The sequence below is a fragment of the Bacillus sp. SA1-12 genome (assembly GCF_000981385.1).
GTDB lineage: Bacteria > Bacillota > Bacilli > Bacillales > Bacillaceae > Metabacillus.
In genome coordinates this window covers 324,229-344,582 of the sequence record NZ_LATZ01000128.1, presented here as the reverse complement: position 1 = coordinate 344,582, position 20,354 = coordinate 324,229, and the positions used below count along the sequence as shown (strand labels likewise).

The window sequence follows — 20,354 nt, the reverse complement described above, 5'->3', positions numbered from 1 at the left end:
AAAAGGGATATTTTTTGTTTTCTTTCCATTCCCCTTTTGAACACATACTTTATCTCCATCATATTCATAGGAGATTTGTACATATGAGTGTTTTTTGAAAAAATTTGGAATGGCACCCTTACTATTTCATGTTGCTGCAATAAAAAAGGCTCCCAAACGTTTTGTTTGAAAGCCTTGTGACCATTCTGCCTGCTAGAATTGGAATGTAATATTTTTAATTTCTTCATTTTCTGCTACTAATCCTACTATCTCCATCTCTTCTATTCTTTTTTCTTTATCCAAAATTATCCTGTTTAAAATATCCAGCAGATCATTAGCAAATTTCTTGATCGTTTCCCTTGTAAATAAACTGCTTGCATATTCAATTTCAAAAACCATGCCTTCCTCCCTATTTTCCACAAATAGAGAGAGGTCAAATTTCGCTGTCTTATTTCTGTAATTGACTGGAGTTAATTTCAAGTTCCCTACCGTTCTTTCATTGATTGGGGCATCCTGAAGGGCAAGCATCGTCGAAAAGAGCGGGTTCCTTCCTGGTTCACGCCTCATTTGCAATTTATCCAAGAGCATCTCAAGCTGATAATCCTGATGATCATATGCTTTAAGTAGTTGTTCCTTTACTTCGCTTAAAAATGTTACAAAGGATTTATCCCGATTAGGGAACGTTCTGATTACAATCGTATTGGCAAACATCCCAATCATATGTTTTAAATCTGAATGTGTTCGCCCTAAAATTGGCAAGCCTATGATGATGTCTTGCTGTGACGAATATTTGGATAACAGGATGCTATATGCAGCCGATAAAACCATATACGGTGTCGTACCCGTATTCGAGCAAAGCTCTTCAAGCCGCTGCTTTAATTCCTTTCCGCTTTCAAACAAAAAGCTGTCACCAGCAAAGCTTTGTATCGGCGGACGAGGAAAATTCGTTGGCAATTGCAAGACCGGAAGATCACCAGAAAGGATATCCAGCCAATATTCCTCCTGTTTTTTCGCCTCCTTTGTTTTGAAAAACTGATGCTGCCAAGCAACATAATCCTTGTACTGAACCCGGTTCTCGGTAAGCTTTTGTCCCTGATAAAGCAGTGAAAATTCATGCAGCAAAAGATTGACGGAATAACCATCAGAAATCAAATGATGCATATCTGTTAGTAACACATGCTGGATTTTGTTTAAGCGAATCAGCATGATCCTTACCAATGGAGCCTTTGTTAAGTCAAAGGGTTTAATGAACCCTTGAATGACATGGATTAATTTTTCATCCGGATCTCCATTAGGGCTAAGAACCATTTCCTCGTCAGATTCTAAATAGATAATGTTGACTTTCGCATCATCATGAATACGCTGTTTCACTTCGCCCTTCACAATTTCAAACGAGGTTCGTAATGCCTCATGTCTCATTACTAGCTCACCAAACGCTGCTTTCAGTTGATCCAGGTTGATTTCACCCTCTAACAGGGTGGCTCTTGCCATATTGTAGGTTGTGTCGAGACCTTCCATTTGATGAATGGTGTACAGCCTGTTTTGTGCGGATGAAAGCTCATAGTATTCACGTTTTTCTAATGGCTGCAACGAAGAATACTTGGTTTCGGCTGCCTTTTTAATATAGTCGCTCATCCCTCTAACTGTTGGTGTTTTGAAGGCTTCCCGTAATGGAATCGTTACATTGAATTGCTTATGAATTTCCGTTGTTACAAGCATGATTTTTAGGGAATTCCCGCCCATTTCAAAAAAGGAGTCATTCATCCCGACTTTTTTGACATCCAGGACCTCCTTCCAGATGTCTGCAATCTTTTGTTCTACTACATCTTTAGGTTTTTCATACTCGACATTTATTAAAGAAGCATCCCTGATCTCTTCAAGGGCTTTTAGATCAAGTTTACCGTTAGCGGTCAATGGTATTTTATTCACTTTAACAAAAACAGACGGCATCATATAGTAAGGGAGTTTACTAGAAAGGTAGTCTCTCATTCCTTCACCGTTTTCACCTTCTTTTAGCACTAGATAGGCATGTAATTCTTGATTCCCCACTTCATTCAAATGCGGTATGACAATTGCATGTTTCACTGTCTTATCCTGAAGGATCACTGAGGTTACTTCCTCTAGCTCCACTCGATAGCCGCGAATTTTCAGCTGCTGATCCATTCGTCCTAAAAACTGAATATTCCCATTAGCTGTGATTCGCCCAAGGTCTCCTGTTTTATACATCCTGATTGGTTCATGGCCCAAGATTGAACCTTCAATAAACCTTTCGGAATTTAGCTCTGCCTGGTTTAAGTACCCTTCTGTCAACCCTACTCCAGCAATACAGATTTCACCGGCTCCCCCAATTGGTACAGGTTTCTGATACTGATCAAGGATAAACACTTTTACGTTATCAATTGGATTTCCAATGATGGTTCCATTTGATAATGGTTCATATTGTTCAAAGTCAAGTTTATTCGCAATACAACCAATCGTTGCTTCGGTTGGCCCATAATGGTTCATGACTTCAGTGTTTGGGTACAGGCGATGAAACTTCACGATATCTGCTGATTTCAACTCTTCTCCACCTAAAACGACTAGTCTTAGCGCTAATTGATTGGCATCCTCCTTGATTGTCAGGTTATCGACTATCGATGTGAAAAGGGATGGAGTCAGTTTTATGAAGCTTATTTGCTGATCATTTAGATAGCTTAGCAAAGTTTTTGGCATGGTATAAAGTTCCTTTGGCGCCACATGCAGCTCACAACCATTTACCAATGCTGAGTACAAGCCTGTATAGCCTAAATCAAAGGCAAACGATGATACAAGCATTGATTTATCTGTATCTGTGAGATTCGCCTCACGGGTAAACCATGAAACATAGTTAACCAAGCTTTGATGCTTAATCGGTACTCCTTTTGGATAGCCGGTTGTTCCAGATGTATAAATAAGATACACTGGGTCATCAGGTGTACTAAGGTCATCAGGGTTCAATTCATGTGCAGAAGCGATTGCTTCACAATCCAATTCAATCACTTCACAGCAACTTTCCCTGAAAGGGTACAAATGAGACATACAAAGCAGTGCAGCGGCTTTACTGGACTCGAGCATGAAATGCATCCGTTCCTCAGGAAACTCTGGATCGATTGGCAGGTATGCTGCCCCGCTTTTAATGATGCCCCATAGTCCGACAATCATGTCGATGGAAGGCTCAGCAAGCAGACCAATGACTGTATTTCGCCCTGCACCCTTCTTGATTAAATAATTTGCAAGTTGATTCGCCCTTGCATTTAGCTCTTTATATGTCATTCGCCTATCACCGTACACGACTGCCGTGTGATTAGGATGCTTGGCTACTTGTTCTTCAAACAGGCGTTTGATTGTCTTGTCTTTTTGGAAAAGAGCATCCGTATCATTCATTTTGATAAGTTGGGTTTTTTCTTCTGTTGTTAAAAGGTCAATTTCACCGATAGAAACGGCCATGTTTTCCGTGATCACTTCAAATAGTTTCACCAAGTGTTTGGCCATTTGTTCCACTGTAGCTCTGCGGAATAAGCCTGTTCTGAACTCTATGACAAAATAAAGATGGTCTTTTTGCTCGGTAATTTTTAGCTCCAAGTCAAATTTTGTTGTGCGGTTTTTATATTCATATGGCGAAATGACAAATTCATCAATTTCAGCCGTTGCCTCATCTACGTTCTCAAAAGCTAGCATAACATCGAACAATGGGTGGCGATTTAAGCTTTTTTCCACTTGCACGTTATCAACTAACATCTCGAAAGGGTATTCTTGATGCTCTAGGGCCTGGCGTGTTTGATCCGCTACCTCCTTGACAAAATCAGTAAATCTTCTTTCAGAGTCAGGATTCGTTCTTAGTGCAAGCGTATTAACAAACATGCCGACCATATTTTCAAGCTCAGCATACCGTCTTCCAGATACAGGAGTTCCAACGATAATATCGTTCTGTCCGCTATACTTATACAAAAGAACATTGAATGCTGAGAGTAATAGATTATACAAGGTAACGCCGTTTATCTTTGATATTTCGTGTAGTTTGGCAGTAAAGCCTTTATCTAAACGAAATTGAACCTGGTCACCCTCAACCATCGGTTTACCCACTCTAGGAAAATCTGTTGGAAGATGTAAGTGCGGTATTTCTCCAGAAAATTTGCTTAGCCAATATTCTTCCTGTTGCTTTACTTGTCCTGATTCTATCATTTGGTTTTGCCATGCTGAAAAATCTTTATATTGGATTTTAGGATCCGGCAGGGCCTTACCTTGGTATAGGCTGGAAAACTCCCTGATTAAAATCGCAACTGACAGACCATCTGATACAATATGATGCATATCATAAACGAGTACGTAAGTTTCTTTAGAAAGTTCGATTACGGCTGCTCTGAATAATGGACCTTTTGCTAAATCAAATGGCTTAATGAATGCCTCAATCATCTCGTCCACATTGCTTTTATTTGCATGCAGATGCTGAATGGACCACTCAATGTCCTGATGAACCTTTTGCAGGATGTTGCCATCCACCTGTTCAAAGGTTGTACGTAAGCTTTCATGCCTCTTGATTAACGCTTGAAATGACTTTTCAAGCCTGCTCAGATCTACCTTACCCTCAAGTCGAACAGCACCCGATATATGATAATTGGTACTTGAACCGTTCAGCTGGCTGACGATATACATTCTTTTCTGTGCAGGTGAGACCTTATAATAATCCTGCCGTGCTGCCGGCCTAATCGTTTTAACCTGCTCTTTTTTCTCTGCCAATTCTTCAATACATACCGCCAACTCCTTGATCGTTGGCGATGTGAACACTTGCATAAGTGGAAGCTCAACATGAAATTCCCTATGAATTTCTGAAGCTAGTGTAATTGCCTTTAAGGATTGACCGCCTAATTCAAAGAAAGAATGATCGATCCCTACTCTATCCATCCCTAATATGTTTTCCCAAATCCGGGCCAGCCTTTGTTGGGTATCATTGTAGGGCATTTCATACCCATTCGTCATTTCTACCTTCATTTCCAATGCAGAAAGTTCTTTTCTATCAATTTTCCCATTTGGATTTAATGGAAGTTTTTCCATTTCAATAAAAAAGGATGGTATCATATATTCTGGAATTTTGCTTTGTAAAAATCTCTTCATTTCAGAAGCAGCGGGACTTAAATGTTCGGCTGAAACATAATAAGCAGCAAGGTATCTCTCATTTGTGTCGTCGGCCTTGACGACAACTGCCGAGTCTTTGATCTGTGCTAACTTATTTAAAGCTGCTTCGATTTCAGCAATTTCAATTCGGTGTCCCCGAATTTTTATTTGGTCATCCATTCTTCCAAGCACCTGAATGTTTCCATCATGAAGAAGTTTCCCCATATCCCCGGTTTTATAAAGCCGGCTTCCTTTTTCAAACGGGTCTTGAATAAATTTCCCTTTCGACATCTCAGGATTATTTAGATAGCCTCTCGCCAAAGGCAAGCCGCTGATACAGATTTCCCCTTTCACACCAATTGGCAAAGGGTTCATTTCCTTATCAAGAATATAAATCCGTCTGTTTGCAAGCGGCTTACCTACAGGAATAAATGGTAAATGGGAACTTTTCATTCCGTTACCGGATACATGATACAAGGTACTCGTCATGGCGGTTTCAGCTGGGCCATAGGCATTCAAAAGAGAAATGTGATGTAAAGGGGTATTCTCCCACATTCTCACTTTTTCAGCAGACATCTGTTCCCCGCCAACAATGACAAGCCTTAAATGGCTGTTTGGAATATATTCAGGCTTCCCATGCCATGCCTGGGTCACTTCTCCCCAATAAGAGGTTGGCAGATTGACAACCGTTAGCCCATATTCCGCACATTTTTGCGAAAACTGGTAAGGCGTCCATAAATCATGATCACGAAGAACAAGCGTACTTCCCGCAGCGAGTGCGGTAAAGATTTGCTCTAACGAAATATCAAAGCTTATTGACGAAAACTGAAGAACCCTGTCCCATGGCTTCAATTCATAACGATTTATCATATCGACGGTGTGGCTTACAACCGCTTCATGTGACATCATAACCCCTTTAGGTCTCCCTGATGAACCTGACGTGTAAATGATGTAAGCCAAATTCTTAGGTTCAATGCCGGTTATAGGCTGATCAACCGGCTCTTCAAGAATTCCCTCCCATTCTGCATCAAGGAAAACTGTACGTCCTTCATAGGTTTGAAGCTTTGGCTCAAGGCTGCTTAGCGTTAGAAGGACTGAGACTTGAGCATCCTCTAGCATCATGTCGACTCTTTCCCCTGGATAATCTGCATCGATCGGAAGAAAAGCCCCTCCAGCTTTTAAAATGCCAAGGATTCCTACAATCATGTTTAATGAACGCTCGATATACAAACCTACCGGCACATCAGGACCTACACCAAGTCTTACCAGCCGATTTGCTAACTTGTTTGAGAGAAGATCAAGCTCATAATAGGATAGACTTTCCCCGTTTTGGATCACTGCAGGTTGAACGAACTGCGCTTTCACTTGGGTTGCAAATAGATCTTGAAAGCAAACATCTGTAGGATATTCCATTGCAGTTGGATTCAGTTCAAATAAGATTTGGTTAAGCTCTGATTCCGAGATCATTGATATACTGCTTAATTGGCCATTTTCTGCATCCATCTCCGTTATTTCCCAGAGGATGTTCATGAAATGTGTAAGCACCTGATTTGCTTCTGGTTCATTAAGAAAACGACTGTCATACAAAAGCTTAAAGTGGAGATCTGGCTGCAGGTTGCAATAAACGACCAATGGATAATCCATTTGTTCATCTGTGCGGACGGAGCTTATCTCTAGCTCCCCCATTCCATCCTTTAATGCTGCATCAAAAGGATAATTTTCAACAATCACAATGCTTTCATACAGATCATATAAGGCTGAATTCCTTGGCACCTCACTCCAACTTCGGATATCGGCTAAAGAGGTATACTCATATTGACGCATTTCTGCTAATGCTACTTGTAATTCTTTAAGCCACGAGATCATATGCAAGCCAGGGTCTATCTTTATCCTGAATGGGAGAGTATTCATAAAACAGCCGATCATGGAATCGGAGCCATTTAATTCGGCAGGACGACCTGATGATGTCACACCAAATGTAAGATCCTTTTCCCCTGAATAGCGATTTAATAAAAGCGCCCATGCTCCCTGAACCAACGTATTTAACGTGATTCGATGCTTCCTTGCGAAGGCTTGGACCACATCCTGCTTTTCCTGTGACACTGCGCATGAAACATCTCCAAAGGCGGGTGCTTCATTTGTACCTGCTTTAACAGAAAATAGATCACTAAAGCGGATCGGCTCTTTAAAACCCTTTAACGTCTTTCGCCAAAATTGTTCTGCCTTTTGCTTATCTTGTCTGCGCAGCCATTCGATATAATCCTTGAATGAACGAGCTTTTCCTAATGCTAATTTTTCACCAGTACAATAGGCTTTATAGATCTCGCCGATTTCCTTAAAGAGAATGCTATTACACCAGCCATCGACCTGCAGGTGGTGATGGGTCCAGACCACATCATAGGCGGACTCGCCCCGTTTAACAACAAGTATCCTCAAAAGCGGCGGTTCGGAAAGATCAAACCCTTTTTTGCGATCCTCCTCAAGCAGCATCTCTAAACTTTTTATCCGCTCATGCTTTGATAGGTTTGTCCAATCTACAACCTGAAAAGGGACTTTTAAATTTCGATGAACAACCTGTACTGGTTCCTCAAGGCCCGCCCAATGATAGGAAGTTCGTAAGCTATCATGGCGGTCAAGAATCGTTTGCCACACTTGTTCAAATTCTTTTATATTAAGTTTTGATTCGATTGAAAACACCGTTTGCTCCACCGTTACAGATGAATCCGGGGAGTAGATATGGTGGAAGATCATGCTTTGTTGTACCGGTGTTAAGGTATAGATATCTTGAATTGCTTTATATCTTTTACTAAACTCATCCAGCTTCCCTTGCTCGATGGAAGCAAACGGGAAATCAGAGGGTGTAAGGGTGTTTATCGTGGTTGTTTGGCAGGATGCAATGATCTCTTTTAAATGATGAATAAAGTCTGTTGCTAATCGTTGAATCGTTTCAGGGAAATAATGATTTGAACTGTATTTCCATTCAATCGACAGCTTTTTATCAACAATCATGCAATCAATATCGAGCAAGTGACTTCTTATGCCATCTACATCACGGTTCGTTCCGGCATTCACCTCAGAGAGCATAAATAGCTGTGGTTCTGTTCCTGCTTGCTCATGCTGGCCTAAATAGTTAAAGCTTATTTGCGCTCTCGGCTTGGATGTGAGCTGTTCACTCAACTCATCCTCTGCAAGATAGGTTATGATTTCGTACCCAATTCCGCCCATTGGGATGCTTCGATACCGTTCTTTCACTTGCTTCAGCACATCTTCCATGCCGCTGTTCGGCTCCATATCCCCTAAAACCATTGGATAGACGCATGTGAACCATCCTACTGTTCGAGATAGATTATGCTCCTGCAACAATGGAACTCTCCCATGCCCTTCCAGATCAATTAAAGTGGCTCCGTTCCATTTTGACAAGGTTTTAGAAAGTGCGGTTAGCAATAGATCATCTATTCTTGTTTTAAATAGATGGGGATGATCCTGCAATAAAAATGCTGTCTCCTCTTTTGTCAACTTTAAGGAAAGGGTATGTGCCGCCTTTTCGGTATTGAGCCCGCCTTCCATATCAACAGGCAGCTTCTTAATCGATGTTGGCGTATTATTCATCCAATAAGAAAGCTCGTTTTTCAGCTGATCTGATTTCGCATACTCATAAAGCAGTTCTGACCACCTTTTAAACGATAGGCTTTTCATCGGCAGTTGAACAGGGCTGCTGCTTTCAAGCTGTTCATAAATGGCTTGAAGATCATCAAGGATGACCCTCCATGAATATCCATCCACAACAAGATGATGTGCTGTAATAAACAGCCTTCCATTTTGACTGTCGCCAAAGTCAAAGTATGCCGCACGAATCAGCGGTCCATCTTTGATATTTAAACCATACTGTATTTTTGAAATGATGTGATCCAACGGTTGTTCATGGTACTGGTCAAACGCATAGTTTTCAAAAATCACATTTTCCTGCGAATCTGCATAAGACTGTACCCACTCTCCCTCTTTTTGGTCATACCTGAGACGGAAGCTATCATGATGTTCTGTTAAAATATGAAAACTTTTGCGCAGTGTTCCCACATTCATGGCAGGCATCGTTTCTAGCAGAATCGATTGGTTCCACAAATGACGGTTTTGTAAATCCTGTTCAAAAAACCACTTTTGTATCGGTGTAAGAAGAACTTCTCCAGTCACTTTCTCTTCCGCTTTTACTTCAGGATGGCTCATTGTTCTTTCCGCAGCACTAGCAGCAAGCTCTGCAATTGTCTGATGTTTAAATACCTGACTTACCGTGATCTCAATCCCCTTTTGCAATGCCTTGCCCACTAGCTGAATGCTGGAAATGGAATCTCCGCCAAGCTCGAAGAAATTATCATTTATGCTGATGGCTTCGGTATCAATTCCTAATACAGAGGACCAAACCTCTGCCAAATCCTTTTCCTTCTTGCCTGTAGGTGCCACATGCTGATGGCTTGTCTGCATTTTCGGTGCAGGCAGGTTCTTACGATCGATTTTTCCAATCGATGTTAATGGCAGTTTCTCTAGATGGATGAAATAAGTAGGGACCATATATTCTGGCAGTTTAGAAGATAAATAGTCTTTTAGCTTTTTGGTATGAATTTCTGTATTGGACACAAGATAGGCGCAAAGCACTTTTTTTCCCTTTTCATTTTCCCAATCAATGACTGCTACCTCTTGGATGTAATCGAGTTTTAGTAACAATTCGTGAATTTCTGCAAGCTCGACACGGTAGCCTCTGATTTTGATCTGGTGATCCGTTCTTCCTAAAAATTCAATTTCTCCGTTAGAAGTCCATCTGGCCAAATCACCTGTTTTATACATTCGTTCATTCGGAAAAAAGGGATCCTTTACGAATTTTTCATTTGTTGCTTCAGGCATATGCAAATATCCCTTGGCAACTCCCGCTCCAGCGATGTACATCTCGCCAGGAACGCCAATTGGACAGAGATGTTGATCTTTATCCAAAATATAGCATCTTACATTTGAAATAGGCTTACCTAACGTAACATTTTTCTCGGAGCATTTACTGCTTAAAGCATCGACTGTTATTTCTGTCGGACCATAATGGTTATACAGGTTATATCCTCTATCAATCAAATCATTCTTCAATGATTCCTCCAGTCTTTCACCACCTGAAATGACTGTGTGCAGGCTCTTTAGCCTTCGATTATGACATAATAATTCTTTTAAAACTGTTGGAATAAAATTAATCATATGGATTTGGTGTTGATCGACATACTCACAAAAGCGATCTTTGTTCAAAAGCAAATCCTTTTCAGCTACATGCAATGTGGCTCCGAATACTAGCGTGCCAAAAAAGTCCTCAATGCTTGGATCAAACACGAAATTTGTTAATTGCAAAAGATTTGTCTGTTCGTTTATATCAAACGTTTTGCCAAACCATTGAATCAAATTAACGACACTTCGGTTTTCCACCATCACACCCTTTGGTTTTCCAGTCGTCCCTGACGTGTAAAATACGGCAAACAAATCTTCTGGGCTGCGATCTATTTTAGGACTGGCGGTTTCTCCCGAAAATATCCCACTATCGTCCAATAGAAGAATGGTATTAGACGCAAGATTTTCTCTTTGAGCAAATGAATGTTGATCCGTCAGTAAAAACCTTGTTCCGCTGTCCTCTACTATCAGCCTCTTACGGGATTCAGGATATTCTGGGTCAATGGGCAAATAGGCTGCACCAGCTTTTAAGACAGCGAGGATGCCAGTGACCATTTCGATAGATGGTCCTGTCATAATGCCGACAATTTCACCTTTTTTTATTCCTTTGCAAAGCAGCACATTTGCTAAGCTGTTGGCCATCTCATTTAATTTTTTATAAGAAACGTTTCTTCCTTTATCCACTATTGCGATATGATCAGGTGTTTTTTCCACTTGCTGTTCAACTAATTCGCTAATCGTCACATTCGTTGAATAAGGGGCTTCGGTCCGATTAAATTCATATAAAATCTGCTGCTTCTCATTTGAAGAGATGATTTCGATTTCCTCAACCTGTTTATTCGGGTTTTTTAACACGTCATTCGCAATCATCAGAAAATGCTGAGCAAGACGTTCAATTGTCGATGTGTCAAAGAGTTGTTCATTGTAGCTAAAGCTTACTTCAATGTCTTCAAGTACGTGAATGGTGAGGGATAATCCATAATTCGTCATTTCAAATGCGGAGTAGGAATTAAATGCGATTTCTCCGCCATTTTTATTACGTAAGGTCTGATCTAGAGGATAGTTTTCAAAAACAACAATCGTATCAAAAAGATCTGTTTTTTCATCTAATTCACTGTATCTTTTAATATCCGGTAAAGAGGTGGTTCCATATGTTTCCCAATCTTGCAAGGACTTATTTACGGTTTTTATTAGTTCGAATGCTGTTTCACCAGGTGATCTCCTGATTCTTAAAGGAATGGTATTAATAAATAATCCGACCATCTCTTCAATTCCCTGAAAGGCTCCCGCTCTACCTGAAATGGTTGAGCCAAATAAGATATCGTCGCTATTTTTGTTCTTCTGCAAAACGATCCCCCATATGCTGTACATGAGCGAGGCAAGGGTAACCTCGTTTCTTTGGGCAAATGCCTGCCATTCAGCCCTTGAAAGCAAAATCCGATGATGGCGGTCGTTCCGAATTGATGTGTCCTTTTTCTTTTTTGATTCCAGCATTGTTTGCGTATCAAACCCATTTAAATATTCCTGCCAAAATCGTTTTTGCTTTTCTTTATCCTGGCTCTGGATATATTTAATAAAATCCTTATATTTCTTCTTGACAGGCGGCATGCATGTCTCTGAGCGGCTAAGGCACTGATAGGCCTCAAGGAACTCCTTTAAGATAATGCCATTGCTCCAGCCATCATATAAAATATGGTGATGGCTGATGATCATTTCATATTTATCTTCCGCAAATTTGCATAACGTGATCCTGAACGGTACCTCCCGAAGATCGAATCCTGTTTCACGATCCTTCCTTCTTATTTCTTCTAAGAGGGCTTGTTTCTCTGTTTCTTGCTTTTGCACAAGATCAATGAATTCCAGCTGCAGATCATGTTTTTTCAGGACAATTTGAACAGGAGCTTTTAATTTTTCCCATCGAAATAGTGTACGTAACGACTCATTGGTTTGGATAACCGACTCCCACGCCTCAGTAAAGCATGACATGCTTATTGCTCCTGTTATCTCCAAGGATAGTTGCTCGAAGTACTCTTCGCTATGGGTGTCTTTTAAATAATGGAACAAAATCCCCTCCTGTATTGGAGTCAGGCTTAGAATATCTTCAACATGTTGTTTATCCAATTTTACCATCCAGTAAGCTCCTCCTTTAGATGAATGATTTTATTTCCTCATTTGGATGCACTTCTTCCACAATCTTTCCTCTTTCCATCTTGATCACCTTATCGGCAAGATGGAAGTATCGATCATCATGGGTAATCGCAATCACACATTTCCCTTTTTCCTTTAAGTCAGGCAATAATTCCATATAGAAGAAAGAACGAAATTCCGGGTCTTGATCAGCTGCCCATTCATCAAATAAATGGATTGGCTTATCTTCTAAATAACTAATTAACAAAGCCAGCCTTTTTCGTTGACCTGTTGAAAGCTTTGTCGTACTGAATTTGCCGTTTTGAATTTGAATTTTGTCATCAATACGCAAAGTGTGTAAATAATGCTTGATCTCATCTTCCCTTGTGCTGCAATCGATACCGTAGACTTTGTTAAACAGGTAGTAATCACTGAAAATCACCGAAAACAATTCAGTGATCTCTTCTTGGTTCACTTGTTGATGGTTAATCATTATCTCCCCGCTCTTCGATGGATACAAGCCGGTAAGCAGTTTGGCAAGCGTGGATTTGCCGCTTCCATTCCCACCTGTTATGAAAACGATTTCTCCTGATTTGAATTGAACATCTATCGGGCCTACCTCAAATGACTCTCCATGCTCATTCTCATATTGATAGCCTATTCCTTTGTACGCTGCCGTCACACTTTCTGCAGGCTCTGCTAAACCAGCAGCTTCCTTTTGTCCGGCACCGGCAATTTCGAGGTAGTTGGAAAACTCATTTATTCTCCTCCAGCTGATTCTCATTTGAATGGCGTTTGGAATTGCATTTAAGATACTATGAATAGGTCCAGTCATATAAAGAAAGACAAAAACATAGCTTCTTAAAAACTCGCTTTGTACATCTTTAAAAAGCAGGGGAAATAAAAAGGTAACAGCACCGATAACGAGAACAAACAGCAATTCGCCAATGATGAAGACATTTGCAAATTTCAGCCCGCCCTGGATTCGTTTTTCCTTATACTCACTAATGCTTTCTTTCATATCGTCTTTAAACTCTTCGCGCTTTGATTTCGCAAGGCTTAATTCTTTATAACCGCCAATAAGATCGTTGATATATCGAAAAAATATGTTTTGAATATTTCTTGTTTGCTCCCATAATTTGTTGGCTGATCTTCCTGCTGCATAATAGAATCCCGCAGCAGCGAGAATGACGCCAATCGAGATGAAAAGCCCGTAAATATTGATGACTCCGAGATAAACCAAGCAGCATAAGAGAGTAATCGAATCGGTCAGACCGGTGATGATCGATGGAGCATAGTTTGAGATCGCTTCAGTATCATTATTTAATACGGTTTGGATTTTTTCTGATTCCGAGCGTTCAATTTTCTCATAAGGATTTTCCAGAATTTTGTTCAATAGCTTTAATCTTTGCTCATAAATCAAATTATTTGTAAGGTTTATTAACTGGGTTCGCACCAGCTTTTGGGCAAGTACGTAAACGATCATTCCCATTGCAAAATATAAAAACAATTGATTGTTTGCTTCTAAATCAGGCCTGTTTAAGGCTGCATTAATGATAAAAATGATAAACGCATTTCCAAAGCCGCTCGCAGCACTTAACACAAAGAGCGGAAACAAATTCCTAGTTTTATTTACTGTGTTCGGATAAATTGAGATCAACGACAGATAGCTGCAAAATAGGAAGATTCCAGCCATGGATGCCCATGCGGCAACCACCATACTAATTGGTGCCCATACGTACACAAAATCCCAGGAAAGCCCTGAAAAAAACAAAGCTGGAATTTTATAAAGGGAATACCCGGCAGCCAACACAAAGATCATCGAAATCATTGGAACACCAAGCCGTTTCATTTTGTTTGCTTCCAAGCTTCTTTTTTTCTGGATCACCTGCATAATGACCCGTACCATGAAATAAATCGTCAAGCAAGAAAAAGGAACCATAAACAACAGCACGGTAAAAGAGAAAGAATCAATACTCTGGTACATATCTTTTGTTTCAGCTGGCATTTCTTTCTTTAAAAGAAGATTGATAACTCCTTGCCCGATGCTTTGCGTATAATCGGAATTCATATTGGCCAAAATGGCAACGCCCAGCTTCTCCTCGGGGCGAAAAACAACAAAGGAGGAATAAGTAGGATTGCTTCCAGTATGGGAAATCTCGCCGGAATCAGTTTGGTAAACCTCCCAGCCTCCAGCATAGGAAGACCCATCCGCAGAGGGCGGAACGGAACGGTTGGGCAGATGTGTTTGCTCAATTGCTTGTTGGATCACCTTGTCTTGACGATCAATGTCCTCTAGAGTCCCAACCTGTGCGCGAAGCCATCTTTCCATGTCGTTCGCATTTGAAATAATATAGCCTGCCGGAGTATTTCCCCTATAGATCGGTGCGTCATACTCATTTGGCTTTAAAAATCCAATCTTATAGCCCTTTGCCAAATCAAATCTGTTTGCTTCGTCTCTGAACAAATGGGTATGTTCCATTTTCAAAGGGTCTAAAATCATTGTTTGAACGTATGATTCATAAGATTGGCTTGTGACTTCCTGGATAATCAGGCCTAAGATGTCATAATTTATGCTGGAGTAGACAAATTGCTCACCTGGATAGGTGTCCACCGATTGATTGACAAGCCCTCTAACCGTATTTTCCAAGGCTTTGTCATCACTTGCTATCGGAATCCTTCCAATCGTATTGAACGGTATGCCGCTTGTATGATGCAAGAGCTGTTTGATCGTTATATCCACATTCTCATTGACCCTGAGGCCTTGATACTCACCTTCATATTTCATTTGAAACCACGGCAAATACTTGCTGACTGAATCATTCAAGCTAAGCTGCCCTTTTTCAGCCAGCTGTTGGATGGCAAGAGCTGTAAAGGCTTTTGTATTTGAAGCAATCTCAAATAACGTTTGATCAGTAACCAGCTTCTTTTCCTTAAGGTCTGAATAACCAAATCCCTTTTTATAAACGGTTTGGTCACCCTTTACCACTACCAACGACATTCCCGGGATTTTGCCCTCATCCATTTGGTGTTCAATGAATTCATCAAGTCTTTCTTGATCATCATTTGATAACGGTACTCTATTATTTTCTGCGTTAACGATCTGAGTACTAGCCATTAACGGCAAGGACAACAACACGCCTATGACCAATAAGATGATTTTTACGTTTACCATGCAAACATACTCCCCCCTTTCTTAAAGAAAGACCATTTGTGTAGTTTTAACGAAGAACAGGATGTACAAGTGTGACCTTGTCATAAGGCCAGGCGAAACCAACTTGCCGCTTCCTTATGTCCCTCCCCTAATTTGGACACCCTGTCCCTTCGGCGGATCTTTACGAGCAGTTTCCCCCCTTATCTTCAAAGCTACTTTCCTAATCTTGAAGTGGGGTTTTACTGCTCATAAAAGCCAGGAATAAAGTGAAGCTTCATCTAGATTCAACTGTTAAATATACTTTCAAGCTCATCAGTTGAGAGATTTGCTGTTTCAAAGTCTGAGGGTGTAAAATCTATTTCATTTTTTTGGCTGCAGTGTTGGATCAATTCTCGTAATTGATTCATGTAATCATGGAAAAACTGGATGACGGTGTCGCGTTTGAATTTGTTTTTGCTATACGTAATCGATACACTTAGTTTGTTATCGACCATGTACGCAACGATTTCCAACAAACAATCCAGTTCATTCGCCAAGCTGCTTTCTCCGCCTGAATATTCGTCCGTAAAATCAAAAAGGCTTGTTGAAAATAACTCATTAAAGTCACCAAGATAGTTAAACCTGACAAGCTTTTGCTTGTCAATTTCCCATTCTTTTGCGATTTGCTTTAACACCCCATAAGTAAGGCCTTTATGCGGAATTGCCCTGAGTTGATCCTTTACTTGCTTGATCTGCTCGGACAAACCTGTCTTTTCTACCTTTAAATGAATCGGGTACATGCTTGTAAACCAACCAACGGTTCTTGAGATATCAATATCTTCTGCAATCTCTTCCCGCCCATGACCTTCTGCCTCAATGATAACCTCATTGCTTTTGCTATAATCACTCAGCACCATGGAAAGAGCGATGATCATTAATTCATCTGCTTTTGTTCGATATGCTTCATTCGCCTTTTGCAGAAGTTGAAGTGATTCAGCTTCTGATAATTTTTGAACCAATGTGTCACAATGCTCCATTTTGTCCGGACCTAAGTCAAAATCATTAAACCCTTTTACCGGCTGCTGGTTAATACGGCCCCAGTATTGTTTTTCCTTTTCCGTAATGGCTGCACCAAAATTTTTCAGTTCAATTGCCCAATCCTGCACGGAATGGCCTTTTACAGGCAAAAGTGCCGGCTCCTGCTTTTCAATCTGCTTATAGAGCTGGCTCAGGTCTTCAAGGATAATACGCCACGAAATACCGTCAACTGCCAGGTGATGTGCTGTCATCAAAAACCGTTTTCCATATCTCCCTAGTTCAAATACACATGCTTTTAGAAGAAAATCCTTTTCAATATTAAAGCTCGACTTCAGCAACTCCCCAATCTCAGCCATATAAACAAGTTGATCCTGCTCCGAGAAACTTGATAAATCAAATGATTTTAACTCAAATTTAGGAAGGATATGTTTTTCGTTGAAATAAAGCTCTTCTGTTTGCGACTGATAATTCATACGGAAAGAGTCGTGATGTGAAACCAATAACTGCAGGGCATCTTCAAGAATTTCTTTCTTCAGGTCTCCCTTAACCTTTAATAAAACAGACTGGGTATAATGATGGATATTTTCCATGTTTTGGGAGAAAAACCAAGAAGCAGCCGGCCATTTATCTACCTTGCCAACACAGTGCCTGTTTTTTCGCATTTCTTTGCAAGCTGTTTCAATATGTAATGCCATCGCCTCAATGACTGGATTAGCTAAAATATCTCTTGTTTTGATTTTAAAACCCTTCTGTCCTAGCTTTGAGGTGATCTGAATCGCTTTGATCGAATCTCCTCCAAGATGATAAAAGTTGTCCTTCATTGTTACGTTTTCAACCTGCAGCACATGCCCGATTGTTTTTATTAAAACTTCTTCCATTCCATGATCAGCTGCTTCGTTTACAGCTGCTTCAGGTGCAGGAAGTGTATTGCGGTCAACTTTTCCGTTAATCGTCAACGGAATTTCCTTTAACGGTATGAAATGGGAAGGCAACATATACACCGGTAAAAACTTTTCCAAAAATCTGAATAATTCGGCTGATGAGACCTCTTCCTTTGTTACATAATAGGCACATATAGCTGGGGATTCATCTTCACTTTGTCGATCGATTACGACAGCATCTTTTATGCTTGGATGGGTGATCAACACGTTTTTAATTTCACCCAATTCTATCCGATAGCCGCGAATCTTCCTTTGATCATCTGCTCTCCCGACGTATTCTACACTGTATTCATCGATAAACTTTCCTAAATCGCCTGTGCGGTACATTCGCTCCCCTGGTGAAAAAGGATTTGAAATAAATCTTTTTCTTGTCAATTCAACCTTATTACGATAACCCCTTGAAACGCCATCACCGGAAATGAAGATCTCCCCGATCACTCCCACTGGAACAGGGTTAAGGTCTGAATCTAATAAATAGATCTTCGTATTTTGCGCAGGCTTGCCAATTGGTACTGATGCCCTTGTATCCCGTTTTGGATCAAACTGATGAATCATGCACCCTACAACCGTTTCAGTTGGTCCATATTCATTGAAAATTTTTAGATCATGGCCAAATTGGCTCTGTATACTTGAAGCAAGGCTAACCGTTAAATCCTCCCCTCCAACAATGAATGTCTTGATTGAGCACGTCTTTAGCTCGAGATCCTGCAAGAGTGATAAATGCGAAGGAGTTAATTTGATAATGGTTGCTTTCGATTCTTTGAATATGTTATAGAGCACATATTCATGATTATCGGCAGGATAGATGACAATCTGATTTCCGCTAATGAGCGGTGTAAAAATCGAAGTAACCGTCAGATCAAATGCAAGGGAGGAGTAAAATGGAAAAGCCTCTTTTTCACTTTCACCGACATACACCTTCTTCGCCCAGCATATATAATTGACCAGCCCGCTATGCTCAATCATCGTGCCCTTTGGCATTCCTGTAGAGCCTGATGTGTAGATCATGTAAGCAAGGTCAAATGGACCACTCATCGGTGCAAGATTTTCAGCTCCCCCTTTATATAGATCAGCTGAAGTCAGATCGACAATTTCCACCTTGTCTAAAGACATCCCCCAAGTATTCAAGATGTCAAAGTTGGTCAATACAAGCTCAATTCCCGAATCCTCCAACATATAAAGGATCCGTTCAGATGGATAATCAGGATCGATCGGCAAGTAGGCCGCTCCCGCCTTCAAAATTCCTAACATTCCAATGATCGTTTCCATGGAATGTTTGGTTGAGATCCCCACTATCTTTGCGTTTTTTACATTTTTCTTTCCTAAATACCTTGCCAATTGGTTTGCTTTCTCATTTAATTCCCTATAGGTCATTGTCTGGTCTTCCATACAAAGAGCCGTTCGATTCGGTGTTCTTTCTGCTTGTTCCTCAAAAAGCTGGTAAATGGTTTTACCCTTAGGATAATCTGCATCTGTAGAATTGAAATCATCTAGCAGCTTGTTTCTTATCTCACCAGGCATAAGCTCAAGCGTTGCAAGCCTTCTATTCGGATGTTGCAGCATTTGATCTGCTAAATGAGCAAAGCAATGAAACATATGATCAATTTGCTTCTCCTCATAGTTCGACATCTTATAGTCGATATCTAATTGAAATTCGCCCGTTCCGGACCATTCCCGGATAATCAGCTGGAGTGAATATAATTGTTTTCCGTTGTAAAACTCCATATTTTCTACAGGCGTTCCATTTACTTCCGTCTGCAGATTTGTATTGTAATAATTGATGCATGTATCAAACAAATCGCCATAGCCTTTTTTCTTCAATTGCAAATCCTGCATGAGCAGGTCAAAGGGATATCTTTGATGAAAGTAACACCGCATCAAATCATGATGAATTCCCTTCATAAAATCCTCTACCGTTAATTCGAGATCTATCTGGTGACGAAAAGGCATTGTACTTGTAAACATACCAAAAATCTCTTTTTCTTTTTTTCCCGAACGATTCAATACTGGCATGCCAACAATCAAATCATCCTGTTTCTTAACCTTTTGAAGATATGCATAATACATCCCAACAAAAAAGGCATAAACCGAAACGTTATGGTCAGCAGCAAATTGATTAATTTTAGCCGACTGGCTTTTTGATAAATAGTACGTCTTTCGGATTCCAGAAGAACAATCTAATTCAACCCGTTCAAAGGAAGAAGGAAGGGTATGAAATTTATCCTGCCAAAATTGTCTATTCTTAAGAAAGCGATCAGACCTTAAATATGCTTGTTCTTTTTCAAGATAGGAAAGATAGGATGTGCCCGATTGACCGATTAACTCCTCACCCATTAAGAGATTCATATAGATCGTACAGATCTGATCGGTTAAGAGATTCATTGACCACCCATCTGATAAGAGATGATGAACCTTAACAAAGTATCCTCCTTCATTTGAATCCAGCAAGTGAAACAAAGCAAAATCGAAGAGCTCGCTTGATTGAAGCGAAAAAGGTTTTTGCGCCTCTTGATTTACCCACTCGTCCAGCTCCTGTCTTCCTTTACATTCGATTTGACGCACATCGAACATTTGATAGTCAGCGATATATTGATAGACTTCACCATCTCTTTCTAAAAAGCAGTGTCTGATTCCAGTATTTGCTTTAATGAATTCATTGATTGCCTTTTTCAGGATGACAACATTCACGTTGCCTTTAATCAATACGATACCCCCGATGTTATGGAGAGGCTGATTTGGATAAATTTTTTCCATATACCAAATTCGTTTTTGAGGATGAGTCAATGAAAAAAACCGAGTATGATTCATTTGAA

At 40.4% G+C, this 20,354-nt stretch carries 3 protein-coding genes; all 3 read right to left on the bottom strand.

All coding sequences use genetic code 11. The features are described from left to right. Positions 1-192: 192 nt before the first annotated feature. On the bottom strand, positions 193-12,432 hold the full coding sequence (locus WQ54_RS25615) for an amino acid adenylation domain-containing protein (RefSeq protein ID WP_046588627.1): 12,240 nt from the start codon (positions 12,430-12,432) through the stop codon (positions 193-195). Positions 12,433-12,448: 16 nt separating this feature from the next. After that, positions 12,449-15,604, bottom strand: a complete 3,156-nt coding sequence (locus tag WQ54_RS25610; protein WP_046588626.1) for a cyclic peptide export ABC transporter — start codon at positions 15,602-15,604, stop codon at positions 12,449-12,451. 263 nt (positions 15,605-15,867) lie between these two features. Continuing rightward, positions 15,868-20,349, bottom strand: coding sequence for a non-ribosomal peptide synthetase (locus WQ54_RS25605; protein ID WP_046588624.1), 4,482 nt, complete (start codon positions 20,347-20,349; stop codon positions 15,868-15,870). Positions 20,350-20,354 lie beyond the last annotated feature (5 nt).